Raw genomic sequence first — 14,763 nt, 5'->3', positions numbered from 1 at the left:
TTAGGAGCGGCTGATCTCGATCATATCGAAATCGGCCTTGGCTGCGCCGCAGTCCGGACAGGACCAGTCGTCGGGAATCTCCGCCCAGCGAGTGCCCGGTGGGATGTCCTCGGCCGGCCATCCTTCGGCCTCGTCGTAGACGAACCCGCAGACCATGCATTCCCACACCTTGTAGTCGTCCACGCCTCACACCTTCTCGAAGTCTGGGCCTCGCAATCCGCGTAGCACCAGTTGCCGGGCACCTCGGCCCCGGGAGCGCCGCGCGGCAAACCCTCCCGGAACAACGCGGATGATGGTTTTCCAAGGTGCGCCGCTGGGATCCGGACAGGTTTCGAGTTTGCCTCCAGTGCGGGTTGTGGTGAAGCACAGCGGACCAGATCGGTGGGCTCGGGGCCTGGCCGGGCACGGCGGTACGCTGGTAGACCCCGAGCTGGCAGGCACGCAGTCCGGCGCGGCGGATGACGCGGCGAACTGGACCACACCCACCATTGATCGGACACTCTCAACAGCGAGAATCACACGATGGCCGTGCTGCGTGGGGCGCCACGCCGCCCTCCACACAGAAACCGCACGCCGGACACCGTCGCTGGGACACTAGTCGGTCGCGGCTGCGTCGCGTCGACGATCCGCCGTCGGCGGTTTGGGTTCGGTTCCTGATGGTTGTTAGGTACCCGTGTACCGCGGCGCGCGCTTCTCGAGGAAGGCGTTCACCGCCTCTCGCGCATCGTTCGTCGCAGAGCGCGCGCGGGTGAGGCCAGTCGCCTCGTAGGCGAGGGCGGACGGCAGGTCGGACTTGAGGGCGTGTTGCAGCACTCGCTTGCTCGTCCGGACCGCGACCGGTGGCAGCTCGCTGATGTCCTGCGCGAGTTGTAGCGCAGCGGCCACGACGTCCTCGGCACCGACGAAGCGGTCGAGGAGGCCCAGCCGGTACGCTTCCTCGCTGGAGACGTCCCGACTGGTCAGGACCAGGTCCGCCGCCCGCGCGTAGCCCAGGATGCGGGTCAGGAACCAGCTCATCCCCGAGTCCGGGCAGCGGCTTCGTTCGACCATGGCAGTGCGGAACCGGGTGCGGTCCCCGCCCACACGTAGGTCGCACGCCAGGCTCAGGCTCATGCCCATTCCGGCGGCCACGCCATTGACGGCGGCAATCACCGGCTTGTCCAGGCTGGCCACGGCGAGGGTCTGGCGTCCGAACCACTTGAGTTCGTCAAGCAGTACGTTCTGGCCCAACTCGGCTTCACGCTGTGAACCGGGGCTGCGGGAGAGGTCGGCTCCCGAGCAGAATCCCCGGCCGGCGCCGGTGATCACGAGAGTCCAGATCGAGTCGTCCTGGCGAACCTGCTCGATGGCGGTCATGAACGCCTGGTGCAGCTCGAGACTGAACGCGTTGAGCTTCTGCGGACGGTTCAGGGTGAGTAGAGCTACCCGGTCATGCCGTTCCAGCAGCAGGACCTCGTTGCTCGAGCTCATCGGCTGCGCCGGATTTGGCTGAACGGGATACCGCGATCGAGTTGGGGTTCACGCGGCAGCCCGAGGATCCGCTCACCGATGATGTTGCGCTGGATCTGGGCCGTCCCGCCGACGATCGTGGCCGACCGGCTGCCCAGGTAGTCGTTTGCCAGGTTCATCCCGGCAGCATCGTCCCTCTCCCAGACGATGCCGTTACCGCCGGCGATCCGCATCGTGATCTCCGCGCGGCGCTGGGTGTTGGCGTCGCGCACCAGCTTGATCACCGAGGCGCCGTGGGGTGCGAGCCTGCCGGCGGCGACAAGGTCGAGCACCCGCGTCGAGAGCGCGGGATACACCCGGGCCATGACGGCGGCCTCCCCGATGAGTTGGCGGATGTGCGGGTCATGGTCGATGCCCTTGGTGCGCGCGAGGGCAATTAGGTCGTCGACGGCACCGGTCCGTCCACCCTGTGCGGTGACTAGACCTCCCATGCCGCCGCCGGCGGCCATGTTCCGTTCGTGCATCAAGAGCGTCTGGGTGACCCGCCAGCCGTTGCCGACGGCCCCGACCACGTGCTCGGGGCCGAGTTCCACGTCGTCGAAGTACTCCTGGCAGAACTCGGCCGAGCCGGTGATCTGGCGCAGCGGAAGGATCGTGACGCCGGGACTCTTCATCGGCACGATGAACAGTGTGATGCCGGCGTGCTTCTCGACGTCCCAGTTGGTGCGGGCCGGGCATAGCGCATAGTCGGCGGCCGCGGCACCGCTGGACCACACCTTCGATCCGCTCAGCAGCCACCGGTCGCCATCCTGGACCGCGCGCGTAGTCAGGCCGGCCAGGTCGGATCCGCCGTCCGGCTCGGAGAGCAGCTGGACCCAGAGGTGATCGCCGCGCAGCATTCCGGGGATGAACTGCTGCTTCTGCTCCTCGCTGCCCTGATCCAGCAGCGTCCGCCCCATGATGCTGTGCGTGACGCCGGCGAAGATCGAAGACGGCAGTTCGTAGCCAGTCGCCTCCTCGTTCCAGACCCGCTGGAAAAGAGTGGACAGGCCCTGGCCGCCGTATTCTTTCGGCCAGGTGATCCCGGAGAAGCCGGCCTCGTACTGCCGGGCCTGGAATGCGCGGGCCTCGGCGAGTTCCTCGTCCGACTCCAGGCCAGTCACCAGGGCGCTGCTGCCCTCGCCAGCCCGCGTTGCGTTCTCGGCCAGCCAGGCTCGCGCTCGGGACCGAAACTCCTCCAGCGTCTGGGTTTCGCGCTCAGCCATGGTGGTCTGCTCCCGATTCCGCCGTCATGCCCATCAGCTGACAGAGCCGCTCGCGATGCCAGTCCGGGGTGCCGTAGAGGACCTCGTTCGACTTCGCGCGGCGCAGGTAGAAGTGCAGGTCGTGCTCCCAGGTGTAGCCGATGCCGCCGAACACCTGTAGGCACTGTTCGACCAGTCGCGAGCCGAACGCGCCGACGTACGCCTTCGCGGTGCTGACGACCAGTGCCGCGTCTGCGTTCCCAGCGTGAACCGCATCGGTGGCCGTGCTGGAGATCGCCTTGGAGCTCTCCAGCCACGCGAACATGTCTGCGCACATGTGCTTGATCGCCTGGAATGACCCGATCGGCCGCCCGAACGCGAAGCGGTCGTTGGCGTATTCGAGTGTCATCTCGAAGATCCGCTCCATGAGCCCGACAGTCTCGGCGCAGTGCAGCACCACGGCAAGGTCGAACTGTCGGCGCCATTGTTCCCCGGCCGGAACTCCGCCGAGCACCGCGCCGGCTGGAACCTCGACGTCTTCGAATCGAACCCGGCTGAACCGCCGCGTCAGATCCAGGCTGCCGAGCGGTGCGACGGTGATGCCGGGTGCTTGCGCCGGGAGGACGATCTGAACCGGTCCGCTCGCGGCGCGTGCCGTGATCAGGAAGTAGTGGGCCGTGCTCGCGTCCTGGACCAGGTCCTTTGTCGTGTGTAGCACGTACCCCGATCCGCGCGCCTCCGCAGTCACGGTGAACGTATCCGGGTCCCAGCGGTGATCCGCCTCGGCCAGGCACCACGCGGCGGTCTGCTCGCCGGTGACGAGCCCGGGCAGCACCGCATCCCGCAACTCGTCGGTGCCGAAGTTCGCGACGGCGAACGCGACGATGGCGCCCGGCAGGAACGGCCCAGGTTGTATCAGCCGGCCGAGCTCCTCGGCGATGATCGAGGCATCCCGGATCGGTTCGTCTGAACCGATCCCGCCGAACTGCTCGGCCACGAGCATCGCGGGCAGGCCAAGTTCTGCGGCGCGACGCCACGTGCCTTGATCGAATCCGGCCGGATCCTCGATCAAGGCACGTACTGCGGCAACGGAGGATTCCTTGGCCAGGAATCCGCGCGTAGTCTCCCGCAACATTGCCTGCTCGTCGCTCAGCTCGATGTGCACGACGCCTCCACTTCCAGATCAGGCGGGACGTACTGGGTCGTGCCGCGACGTACTCGGTCGTGCCGCGTGCGTCACGGACGCGTCTGGCTGACCAAGAGGGTGCGACGCGTCGTGGGTCAGGTGGTGTCCGGCTCCGGTGGGGCCGACCCGTTGACCGCCTACGAGCACCGGACTAAAGTGACATTAGCACATGTCAAATAGCTTGGTTCCGGCGGTTTTGTGTGGCGAGCCTGTACCCAGCAGCGGCCGGATCGGCCTGCGCTGCGCGGGCGTGTGCACCCCATCAACGGCTTGCAGGAGGACCCGTGGGCGAGCGCCTGATGCACCGCAAGGAGTTCTACATCGGTGGCGAGTGGGTCGCCCCGGCGGTGGACGAGCACCTGGATGTCGTCTCGCCGTGGAGCGAGAAGGTCGTCGGAAGCGTCCCGGTGGCGACCACCGAGGACATGGACCGCGCCGTCTCGGCCGCGCGCCGTGCGTTCGAAGGTTCCTGGGCGCAGACCTCGCGTGCCGACCGCGGCGAGATCCTCAAGGCTGTCGCCGAGAACGTCCGTAAGCGGGTGGTGGATCTCGTCGATGCGCAGGTCGAGGAGATGGCCATTCCGGTGGCTTCGGGCTACCAGCAGAACGAGATGATCGCGCCCCTGTTCGACTACTACGGCGAGCTGGCCGTCAACTACCCCTTCGAGCGCCACGAGATCATCGGTCCCAACAAGGCCGTCATCGTGCAGGAACCGGTCGGTGTCGTCGGCGCGATCGTCCCGTGGAACGGCCCGACATGCCTGGCAGCGTGGAAGATCGCCCCGGCGTTGGCCGCGGGCTGCACCGTGGTGCTGAAGCCTCCACCGGAGGCCCCGGTGAGCTCCCTTGTACTGGCTGAGATCCTGCACGAAGCCGGACTGCCGGCGGGTGTGCTGAACGTCGTTCCCGGCGGGCGCGAAGTCGGCGAGTACCTGGTGACCCACAAGGACACCGACAAGATCTCGTTTACGGGGTCGACCGGCGCAGGCAAGCGGATCATGTCGTTGTGCGGGGACCAGATCAAGCGGGTGTCGCTGGAGCTCGGCGGCAAGTCCGCCGCCATCTTCCTGGACGATGCGGACCTGCAGATGATCCTGCCCAGATACGTCCGCGGCGCGATGCACAACTCCGGGCAGGTGTGCGCGATGCTCAGCCGTGCGCTGGTGCCGCGTCATCTCTACGACGACGCGGCCGAACTGGCTGCACGGACAGCGGCGACCTTCAAGATCGGCGACCCGCACGACGACGACACCGTGATCGGTCCGCTGGTGGCCAAGCGGCAGCAGGACCGCGTGCTCGGCTACATCGACATCGCCACCAGCGAAGGCGCGCGGATCCTCACCGGGGGCAAGGCACCCGCCGAGATGGCGACGGGCTTCTACGTGGAGCCGACCGTGCTGGCCGGCGTCGAGCCCCACATGCGGGTCGCGCAGGAGGAAATCTTCGGTCCCGTTCTGTCCTTCATCCCCTACGGCACCGAGGAGGAAGCCGTCGCTATCGCCAACGGCACCAGCTTTGGGCTGACCGCCGCCGTGTTCGGAGGTGACCAGCAGCGGGCGATGGCTGTGGCCCGTCGGTTGCAGGCCGGCAGCGTGAGCGTCAACGGTGGCTATGGCCCCTACCCACGTACTTCCTTCGGCGGCTTCAAGGAATCTGGCCTCGGACGGGAACTGGGTACCGAAGGTCTGGGTGTCTACCTCGAGCCGAAGTCGATCGCGTACCGGTGATGACGAATCGGTTCACGATGAGCCTGGAGCGCGGCAAGATCCGTGAATTCGCCAGGGCAACCGCCAGCACCGCACCGGAATATCTCGACGATCCGGCCCCGCCGGTTCCGCCGACCTTCCTACGTACCTCGACGTTCTGGGAGCCCGAAGGCCTGCCGGCACCGACGAGCGAGCTGAACCTGGACAACAGCCGCTGCCTGCACGGCGAGGAGGAGTTCGAGTTCTTCGGCCCCCCTCCGCGTGCCGGCGCCGAACTGACCGTAGTTTCCCGGCTCGAGTCGGTGACCGAGAAGCAGGGTCGGCGCGGCGGGACGATGCGGGTGTTCGTCAGCGTCCAGGACTTCACCGACGCCGACGGACGGCTCGTCGCGCGGCGCAGGACCACCGGTATCGAGACGGGGAAGGCTCCGGAGTGACCTACGCGGAAAACGATGTCCTGCCCGAGCGTGAGTTCGGCCCGCTCACGCGTACGGACTTCGTCCGCTACCAGGGCGCCAGCGGGGACTTCAACCCGATCCACCACGATGAGCAGTACGCACGTGCGGCCGGCTTCCCTGGCGTCTTCAGCGTGGGGATGCTGCAGGCCGGCTATCTCGCCACATTCGTCACCGACGCCTTCGGCCCGGCGAACATCCGACGGTTCACGGTGCGGTTCCGCGAGCAGGTCTGGCCGGACGACGTGCTCACGTGCAGCGGGAAGGTCACCTCGATCGCCGCGGCCGATCCGGCTGGTGAGGTGCTTGCGGAGCTCGAACTCTGCGTGACGACACAGAAGGGCGCCATCGCCATCGCAGGCTCGGCGACCGTCGCCGTCTGAAACCGGAGAGATTATGGACTTCTCGCTCACCGAAGAGCAGCGCCTGGCGCGCGACTCGGTGCGGGCGTTCGTCAACAAGGAACTGATGCCGTTAGAGTCCCAGTTCCTGCGTGACGAGCGGGAAGGCCGTCGCGGGCTCACCGACGAGCACCTCGGGGAACTGCAGCAGAAGGCGAAACGATCCGGCTTCTGGGGGATCGACACGCCCGAGGAGTACGGGGGAGCGAACGTCGGTCCGATCATCAGTTCGCTGATCCGGATGGAGCTCTCCCGCACCTGCATCCCGTTCACGTTCGGGGGCCAGGCCGATCATCTGCTACTCGCGTGCAACGAGGAACAGAAGCAGGAGTACCTGATTCCGATGATCGCCGGCGACCGCATCAGCAGCTTCGGAGCCACCGAACCCGGCGCAGGCTCGGACCTTCGCCAGATGCGCACGCGTGCCGTGCGTGACGGCGACGATTGGATCATCAACGGCGAGAAGACCTTCATCACGATGGGCAACGTCGCCGATTTCGTGATCATGTTCGCTGTCACCGACCCGGACAAGGGCAGCGAGGGTGGGGTGACGTGTTTCCTGGTCGATCGCGAGATGGGCTACACCTCGGAGCAGATCTACACGATGGGACGGATGCAGCGGGCGCCCGCGACGCTGTCGTTTCAGGACGTACGCGTGCCGCACCGCAACATCCTCGGCGAGGAGGGATGGGGCTTCAACCTTGCCCAGCAGTGGATCGGCCGGGGCCGCATTTCGATCGCCTCCGATGCCATCGGGGTCTCGGAACGACTTCTGCAGATGGCGATCGACCACGCCAAGAACCGCGTCTCGATGGGGCACCCCATCGCCGAATACCAGGCCATCCAATGGCAGATCGCCGACTCACATGTCGAGATCGAAGCCCTGAAACTGCTGACCCTGCTCGCAGCATGGCGCGCTGAGGCCGGCCGGGACGCCCGACACGAGGCAGCCATGGCGAAGCTCGTCGGCGGCATCACCGCCAACCAGGTCGCCGACCGCGTCCTGCAGATACACGGCGGCATGGGCTACACCAAAGAACTGCCGATCGAAATGTGGTACCGCGAGGTGCGAGCCTGGCGGATCTACGAGGGAACCGATGAGATCCAGCGCCGCGCCATCGCACGGAATCTGTTCAAGGGCCATGTGAAACTCGGCAACATCGGCGCCTGAAAAGTTTCACAGCCCGGCTTCGATACTCCTTGACGAGCATCAAGCCGTACCTTAAAGCGACAGTGATCCATGCAGATGGCACCTCGCTGCTCGGCCGCTCTCCGGCCAACCACGCCGCGACTGCGGCCGAGGATCTACTGCAGAACAAGCGAAGCAGGAGGCAACATGGTCGGCCTGGTGGCCTATGGGGTGTATCTGCCCCGCTACCGCCTCAAGCGTTCCGAGATCGGAGCCGTGCTCGGCGCGGGCGGGGGGAAGGGCACCCGGACCGTCGCCGGTTACGACGAGGATCCGACCTCGATGGCTGTCGAGGCGGGACGTCGTGCGCTGGCTTCGGCCGGTTCCGCCGTCGCGCCGCAGCGGCTACTGTACGCGACGACCCGCCCGCCCTACCTCGAGAAGACGAACGCCAACACCGTCCACGCTGCGCTCCGGCTCGACCCGGCGGTGCTCACGGTGGACCTGGTCGGTTCTGTCCGCGCCGGCGTCGGTGCCGTGCTGATGGCCGCCGAGAGCCCGGTGCCGACGCTCGTCACACTCAGCGACGTGCGTACCGGCCTGCCTGGCGGTGCGGACGAGCGCGACAGCGGCGATGCCGCCGCAGCCCTGCTGTTCTCCGCGGATCAGCCCGTCCTGGCCGACCTCGTCGCCCACGCCACGTGTACCGAGGAGTTCCTCGACCGGTGGCGGCTCGAGGGCGCTACCTCCACCCGGGTCTGGGAGGAGCGGTTCGGTGAGCACGCCTACCTGCCGCTGGCCGAGACCGCCTACGCGGACGCGTTGAAGCAGGCCGGGCTCACTCCGAGCGAGGTCGACGTCCTGGTCGTGGCAGGCACACACGCCCGCGCGGTGAAGGCCTTCTCCGCCGGCGCAGGAGCCCAGCGGGTGGCCGACAACTTGGCCGGCACCGTCGGGAACTCCGGTGCTGCGCAGCCCGGCGTGCTCCTCGCGTCCGTTCTGGATGATGCCCAGCCCGGACAGACGATCGCGCTGGTCGTGCTGGCCGATGGGGCCACGACGATGATCTTCAAGGTTGCCGACGCGATCATCGACTACCGTCCGGCCCGGACGGTCGCCGAGCAGATCGCCGCGGGAGACGACTCACTCCGCTACGCCGACTTCCTGAGCTGGCGGGGTCAGCTGACCAAGGAACCTCCGCGCCGTCCGGACCCCGAGGGGCCCGCCGCACCGCCGTCGCTCCGTTCGCTGGACTACAAGTTCGGCTTCGTAGCGGTCCGTTGCGGGGCATGCGGCTTCGTGCACCTACCTGCCGTGCGGGTCTGCGTCAACTGCCACGCCGTCGACCGGATGGTCGAGGTTCCGCTTGCGAGCACGCTGGGCACCGTCGCGACGTACTCGATCGATCACCTCGCTTTCTCGCCCGCCCCGCCGGTCATCGCTGCGGTGGTCGACTTCGACGGCGGCGGTCGTTACCGCTTCGAGCTCACCGACGCCAAGCCAGAAGACATCTCCATCGGCTCCCGGGTGGAGATGACGTTCCGCAGGCTGATCACCGCCGGCGGCATCCACAACTATTTCTGGAAGGCCCGCCCGGTCGGGAAGGAGTCCTGATGGCATCGCGAGGAATCAGAGACCGTGTCGCCATTGTCGGCATGGGGTGCACGCAGTTTGGCGAGCACTGGGACCGTGGCACGGAAGATCTGCTGATCGAGTCGACGAACGCCGCGATGGAGTCGGCGGGCATGACCCGCGACGACATCGACGCCTACTGGCTCGGCACGCAGAAGTCGGGAATGTCCGGGCTGATCCTCTCCAAGGCGCTGCGCATCGACGGCAAGCCGGTCACCCGCGTGGAGAACTACTGCGCCAGCGGGTCCGAGTCATTCCGCAACGCGTGCTACGCAGTCGCCTCCGGCGCGGTAGACACCGCCATGGCGGTGGGCGTCGAGAAGCTGAAGGACACCGGCTTCTCCGGCCTCGTCCCGGCCAGCATCCCGACCGACGGCACGACGCCGTCCACCACGGCGCCAGCGCTGTTCAGCCTGATCGTTCCTGCCTACGCCAAGCGATATGGGGTCGACGAGGCGGAGATCAAGGAGGTCCTCACCCGGATCGCCTGGAAGAACCACTACAACGGAGCGCGTAACACCCGGGCCCAGTTCCGCAAGGAAGTCTCGAAGGAGACGATCGCCAAGGCCTCCCCGATCGCGGGCATGCTCGGGATCTTCGACTGCTCTGGGGTTTCGGACGGCTCGGCCGCAGCGATCGTCGTGCGTGCAGAAGACGCCTACAAGTACACGGACAAGCCGATCTTCGTGAAGGGACTGTCGCTCATCGCCGGTGCGGCTCGCGGCAGCATCGACCCCGAGTACGACTTCACCACCTTCCCAGAGGCTGTGAAGTCGGCCGCGGACGCCTACGCCCAGGCGGGCGTCAAGGACCCGCGGGCCGAGATCGCCATGGCCGAGGTGCACGACTGCTTCACCCCGACCGAGCTGGTTTTGATGGAGGACCTCGGATTCGCCGAGCGCGGCTTCGGCTGGAAGGAGGTGCTCGCAGGAACCTTCGACCTCGACGGCGAACTTCCTGTCAACCCGGACGGCGGCCTGAAGGCCTTCGGTCACCCGATCGGAGCTTCCGGACTACGGATGATGTTCGAGTGCTGGCTGCAGCTGCGCGGTGAGGCTCCGGAGGAACGCCGCATCGCCAGCGTCGGCCGGGGCCGGAAGCTGGCCGTGACCCACAATCTCGGCGGACAGCCGGGCGAGTGCGTCAGCTTCGTCTCCGTGGTCGGCAGCGAACCTTCATGACTCAGAACCCGAAGGCCGATCAGGCGCAGCTCGCCCAGCGCTACGCGGACGAACGAGCCAAGCGGATCGCCGACGCCTACCAGTACCGTCCGCTGTCGCGGGCCGGACAGCTGGCGCGATTCGCGGAGGATCCCAACCGGCGCAATGCACCGGACCGGACGCCGATGGAGGCGGACGTCGAGGTCCTGATCGTCGGCGGCGGCATCAGCGGCCTGGTCTCCGCGGCCAACCTGAGCAAGGCGGGCATCGAGGACTACGTACTCGTGGAGAAAGGCGCTGACTTCGGCGGAACCTGGTACTGGAACAGGTACCCGGGCGCCCGATGCGACACCGAAGCCTACATCTACCTCCCATTTCTGGAAGAGACCGGTTACGTCCCGTCGGAGCGGTACACGGCCGGCGCGGAGATCCGCGGCTACCTCCGGAAGGTCGCCGACCACTTCGGGATCGCCCGGCGGTCCTACCTCGCAACCACGGTCGTCGACGCAACCTGGGACGCCGAACGCCTGCGGTGGATCGTCCGGACGAGCGTCGGTGACACCTGGTCGGCCCGGTTCCTCATCCTCGGCGGCGCCGCTCAGCACATGATGCGGATGCCGGACACCCCAGGACTGGAATCCTTCGAGGGCCACTCCTTCCACGCCGGCCGGTGGGACTACGACTACACCGGCGGCGGCCCGGACGGCGAGCTTGCGAACCTTCGTGACAAGCGCGTCGCGCTCATCGGCACCGGCGCGACCGGCGTGCAGATCATCCCCTTCCTCGCGCAGGACGCGCAGCAGTTGTACGTCGTGCAACGCACGCCCTGCGCGGTCGACCGCAGGCAGGACGGACCGACGGACGAGGCATGGTTTCGTAGTCTGCCGGAAGGCTGGCAGCGGAAGCGCATGGAGAACTTCGAGGCGGTGCTGCGCGGCGAGGCTCCCAAACCCGGGTTGGTCGGGGACCAGTGGAGCGAGATCTGGGGGCCGCCCGAGCTCACCGGGGACGAGACTCCGGAGCAGGTGAAAGCGGCGAACGCCACGGAGGACTTCGCGCAGATGGAGCGGATCCGCCAGCGCGTGAGCGACATCGTCCGCGACCAGTCCGTCGCGGCGAAGCTGAAGCCGTACTTCTACCGCCGCTGCAAGCGGGCGACGTTCAACAACGACTACCTCGACGCGTACAACCGTCCGAACGTGCAGTTGATCGATACCGACGGCCGCAGCGTCGAGAAGATCACCGCCCGCGGTTTCGTGGTGGACGGGACCGAGTACGAGGTCGACTGCATCATCTTCGCGACCGGGCAGTTGTTCCAGACCGCGATGTACCTTAGCGGCGAGTTCCCGATCAAGGGACGTACGGGCGCGCTGCTCGCCGACGAGTGGGCGCACGGAGCGCGGAGCCTGCACGGGATCATGGCGACGGACTTCCCGAACCTGATGATGATCGGCAGTCTCGTACACAGTGGACCAACCGTGAACGCGATCCTGCCCATCCTCGAGCAGTCCGCTCATGCCGTACATATCATCAGGAGCGCCGCCGAGGCCGGCGTCGCCGCGGTCGAGCCCACTCCAGAAGCCGAGCATGGTTGGTGCCAGCAGGTCGCCGATCTCGCCCCGCTGGTCAACGAGGAGGAGACCTGCACGCCCGGCAACAAGATCCACGTCGTCGACGGCAAGTCGCTGGCCCATGTGGCGTACGGCGGCGGACCCTTCGCGTACTTCGAGATTCTCCACACCTGGAGAACGCAGGGGTCTTGGAAGACCGATCTCCGGCCGGTGGAGTCGCTTGAGCCGACAGTGCAGAACGGCTGACCCGGCATGGGCAGAGTGCAGGGCAAAGTCGCGCTGATCACCGGCGCCGCGCGGGGACAGGGCCGCGCGCACGCGCTGCGTCTGGCCGAGGAGGGCGCGGACATCATCGCGGTGGACCTCGCTGGCCAGATCGGCGCGGTGCCGTACGAACTGGCGGGACCCGCCGACCTCGCCCTGACCACCAAACTCGTGGAGGAAATCGGCGGGAGGATCGTCAGAGCCGAAGCTGACGTACGTGATCAGGCAGCCCTCGACGCGGCTGTCCAAACGGGGGTTGAGCAGTTCGGCCCGATCGGGATCGTCGTCGCCAACGCCGGCGTCGGCCAAGCAGGCATCCGCCTGCGCCACCTGTCAGAGGAACCGTGGCGTACCACGATCGACGTGAACGTGACCGGGGTCTGGCACACCGTCAAGGCGGCAGCGCCGTCGATGATAGAGGCCGGAGCAGGCGGATCGATCATCATTACTTCGTCGTCTACGGCGATCAAGGCACGGACCAACGTGGGCGCATACGTCGCTTCGAAGCACGCTCTGACGGGCCTGATGCGGACTATGGCGCTCGAATTGGCGCCACACCGAATTCGAGTGAACACCGTCAATCCGACGTCTGTCCCGACACCGATGCTGCTCACCGACCGCATGTTCCGGCTGTTCCGGCCCGACCTCGACCAGCCGCAGATCGATGACGTCGTCGACGGCTTCCGGTCACTGAACGCCCTACCCGTCCCATGGGTTGAGACGAGCGATATCAGCAACGCGGTGCTTTGGCTCGCCTCCGACGAAGCGCGCTGCGTCACCGGCGCGGTGCTACCCGTGGACGCCGGTTCCGTCCTGCTCTGACTCGGACCCCTTCCTGCCAGGTCGAAGTCGGTGAACCCCTTCCGAGCGCCCTGCTGGGGCCACAGAACGTCTGGGTGACCGACGGGAAGATCCGGTACTGGGGCGGGTGTCTCTGGACGGCTGTCCCAGCGAAGGGCGCTGAAGAGATCCGAACCTGGTTCTTGATTCCATAACTGGGTCGAAAAATTCTCTGGGTGAGACTGTCAGGGTGACCAGGTGGCCCAGCAGTTGGAGCCGATGGACGAGCCGGCGGGTCTCGCGCTCGGGATCTTGTCGGCGTTGGTGGCCGTCGGGGCCGAGGTCCTGGTCGGTGGTCTGGTCGTGAAGCAGGTGCCAGGCAGCATGGTGCGTGAGACCGCGACCGAGGATGATCTCTGTGGCGGATTGGGGCCAGTTCGGCCGAGCGGAGCCACGGCGGCGGGAAGCGGAGAATGAGTCCGGGCCGGTCGCGGGGCTGGATCGAAAGACCGGATGGACGCTGGGGGAGCGGGCTGGTGCGCGGTCGCAGGACAGGATGCAGCGGCTGCTGCGCGGGGCGGAGTGGGACGTCACCGGGCCGGGGATAATGCCCGCGGCCCTGTCCGGCTCGATGATCCCCGCAGGGTGCTGGCCGTCGATGACACGGGCATCTTGAAGAAGGGCGCCCGGCCGATGGGAGTGCAGCGTCTGTAGTCGAGGACTGCGGGTCGGCGGGAGAACGGCCAGGTCGGGACGTTCCTGGCCGACCGGTCCCGGTGGCGGCATGCTCTGATCGATGTGATTGGCGCCTCACGTGACGCGCTCACCGGTCGCTTCGACGACCACCAGGTCTTCCTCTGCACCACCGTGCTGCACCGCATTGACGCTGCGACCGGCCACCATCGCTGACCTCACCTCCCGGACCGAGGTCGAGATCACCCCATGCACAGCCGCGGTCGAGCACCTCGACGGCATCCCCGGGATCAACACGAATCGTGCAGATCGTCATCGCCGAGACCGGTCGCGACATGACCCGGTTGCCTACCGCCGGGAGCCAGGCATCCTGGACGGGGCTGGATCCGGGAACAATGAGTCGGCCAGCAAGCGCTCTCTGGCCGCACCCGCGGCGGCGACATCTGGCTGCGGGGCCCTCGGAAAACTCGCCTCCTCCGCGTCCCGGCCGAAGACCATCAACGTGTCCGCCCGCTACCGCCAGATCGCCGACCGCCGCGTCAGCAAGCGTGCCCCGCCGCGGTCTCCTACACCGTGATCCTGATCGCCTGGCACCTGCTCCACGACCCGAGCATCAACCGGGACCTCGGCCCCGACTGCTACCAACGCCGACAAGATCCCGAGCGCGAGACCCGCCGGCTCGTCCATCAGCTCCAACAGATGGCCCACCGGGTCACCCCGGCGGCCTCACTCAGGGTAGTTTCCAATCTGCTGTCAGCCTGGATGGCTCTCGAGCGGCGGCATTGGCCGACCGCGACATCGAGGCGGCCAACGTGCAGCGGGTCTCGCTTCCCGGCAAGCGTCTGGCCGCCAAACCCGCCCGGACGGTGCTCACTCTCACCGAGCAGATCAGACGCATGGACCGGCTCGTCGACGAGGACTCCCCGCCATCTCCCCAGATCGGACTCACGTCGGCAAACGACGACGAGCTCGCGAACATCAAGATCGGCCGCTCGTCGCGGCATCACCCTCTGCTCTGCTGGACGCACGAAACGAGTTCACCATTGAGGGTAGTCTCTATTCACGAGGTGGGCCTCCATTGATGTGGCGAGCG

At 67.0% G+C, this 14,763-nt stretch carries 15 protein-coding genes; 10 read left to right on the top strand and 5 right to left on the bottom strand.

Annotated features, from left to right (window positions below; translation table 11 throughout):
- The 4 genes from ACG83_RS30615 to ACG83_RS30600 form a co-directional block, all read right to left on the bottom strand.
- Window positions 1-156: a rubredoxin gene (locus ACG83_RS30615; RefSeq protein ID WP_054569987.1), complete on the bottom strand. Its 156-nt coding sequence runs from the start codon at window positions 154-156 to the stop codon at window positions 1-3.
- A 507-nt stretch (window positions 157-663) separates the two neighbouring features.
- Entirely contained in the window at window positions 664-1,470 is an 807-nt protein-coding gene (locus ACG83_RS30610; protein WP_054569736.1) for an enoyl-CoA hydratase/isomerase family protein, read from the bottom strand.
- Window positions 1,467-2,714, bottom strand: coding sequence for an acyl-CoA dehydrogenase family protein (locus ACG83_RS30605; protein ID WP_054569735.1), 1,248 nt, complete (start codon window positions 2,712-2,714; stop codon window positions 1,467-1,469). The genes ACG83_RS30610 and ACG83_RS30605 overlap by 4 nt, the downstream gene beginning before the upstream one ends.
- Window positions 2,707-3,858 carry an acyl-CoA dehydrogenase family protein gene (locus ACG83_RS30600; protein WP_054569734.1) on the bottom strand — a complete coding sequence of 384 codons (1,152 nt, stop codon included), beginning with the start codon at window positions 3,856-3,858 and terminating at the stop codon, window positions 2,707-2,709. The genes ACG83_RS30605 and ACG83_RS30600 overlap by 8 nt, the downstream gene beginning before the upstream one ends.
- A 305-nt stretch (window positions 3,859-4,163) precedes the next feature.
- Between ACG83_RS30600 and ACG83_RS30595 the strand changes: the two genes are divergently transcribed.
- From ACG83_RS30595 to ACG83_RS30555, 9 genes are all read left to right on the top strand, one after another.
- On the top strand, window positions 4,164-5,606 hold the full coding sequence (locus tag ACG83_RS30595) for an aldehyde dehydrogenase (RefSeq protein WP_054569733.1): 1,443 nt from the start codon (window positions 4,164-4,166) through the stop codon (window positions 5,604-5,606).
- Between the two features lie 17 nt (window positions 5,607-5,623).
- Window positions 5,624-6,022 carry a MaoC family dehydratase N-terminal domain-containing protein gene (locus ACG83_RS30590; RefSeq protein ID WP_083473764.1) on the top strand — a complete coding sequence of 133 codons (399 nt, stop codon included), beginning with the start codon at window positions 5,624-5,626 and terminating at the stop codon, window positions 6,020-6,022.
- Window positions 6,019-6,423: a MaoC/PaaZ C-terminal domain-containing protein gene (locus ACG83_RS30585; RefSeq protein ID WP_054569731.1), complete on the top strand. Its 405-nt coding sequence runs from the start codon at window positions 6,019-6,021 to the stop codon at window positions 6,421-6,423. Before ACG83_RS30590 ends, ACG83_RS30585 begins: the two co-directional genes overlap by 4 nt.
- Window positions 6,424-6,436: 13 nt before the next feature.
- Window positions 6,437-7,612 (top strand): acyl-CoA dehydrogenase family protein, encoded by a 1,176-nt coding sequence (locus ACG83_RS30580; RefSeq protein ID WP_054569730.1) that lies wholly within the window; start codon window positions 6,437-6,439, stop codon window positions 7,610-7,612.
- Between the two features lie 165 nt (window positions 7,613-7,777).
- The gene (locus tag ACG83_RS30575) at window positions 7,778-9,184 is read left to right on the top strand and encodes an OB-fold domain-containing protein (protein WP_054569729.1); all 1,407 of its coding nucleotides are present in this window, start codon (window positions 7,778-7,780) and stop codon (window positions 9,182-9,184) included.
- A complete protein-coding gene (locus ACG83_RS30570) occupies window positions 9,184-10,383 on the top strand; it encodes an acetyl-CoA acetyltransferase (RefSeq protein WP_054569728.1) in 1,200 nt (399 codons plus the stop codon). The genes ACG83_RS30575 and ACG83_RS30570 overlap by 1 nt, the downstream gene beginning before the upstream one ends.
- Entirely contained in the window at window positions 10,380-12,179 is a 1,800-nt protein-coding gene (locus ACG83_RS30565; protein ID WP_054569727.1) for an NAD(P)/FAD-dependent oxidoreductase, read from the top strand. The genes ACG83_RS30570 and ACG83_RS30565 overlap by 4 nt, the downstream gene beginning before the upstream one ends.
- A gap of 6 nt (window positions 12,180-12,185) precedes the next feature.
- Window positions 12,186-13,019, top strand: coding sequence for a mycofactocin-coupled SDR family oxidoreductase (locus ACG83_RS30560; RefSeq protein WP_054569726.1), 834 nt, complete (start codon window positions 12,186-12,188; stop codon window positions 13,017-13,019).
- A 216-nt stretch (window positions 13,020-13,235) separates the two neighbouring features.
- The gene (locus tag ACG83_RS30555; RefSeq protein ID WP_152991569.1) at window positions 13,236-13,454 is read left to right on the top strand and encodes a hypothetical protein; all 219 of its coding nucleotides are present in this window, start codon (window positions 13,236-13,238) and stop codon (window positions 13,452-13,454) included.
- Between the two features lie 333 nt (window positions 13,455-13,787).
- On the opposite strand, the gene ACG83_RS47665 is transcribed toward ACG83_RS30555, so the two are convergent.
- On the bottom strand, window positions 13,788-13,916 hold the full coding sequence (locus ACG83_RS47665) for a hypothetical protein (protein ID WP_255354792.1): 129 nt from the start codon (window positions 13,914-13,916) through the stop codon (window positions 13,788-13,790).
- A gap of 536 nt (window positions 13,917-14,452) precedes the next feature.
- Here ACG83_RS47665 and ACG83_RS30545 point away from each other — a divergent pair.
- Complete coding sequence (locus tag ACG83_RS30545; protein ID WP_054569723.1) at window positions 14,453-14,752, top strand: hypothetical protein; 300 nt, start codon at window positions 14,453-14,455, stop codon at window positions 14,750-14,752.
- Window positions 14,753-14,763: the final 11 nt, after the last annotated feature.

It is taken from the genome of Frankia sp. R43 (genome assembly GCF_001306465.1).
Classification (GTDB): Bacteria; Actinomycetota; Actinomycetes; order Frankiales; family Frankiaceae; genus Parafrankia; species Parafrankia irregularis.
This window is presented reverse-complemented; position numbering and strand designations above follow the sequence as displayed.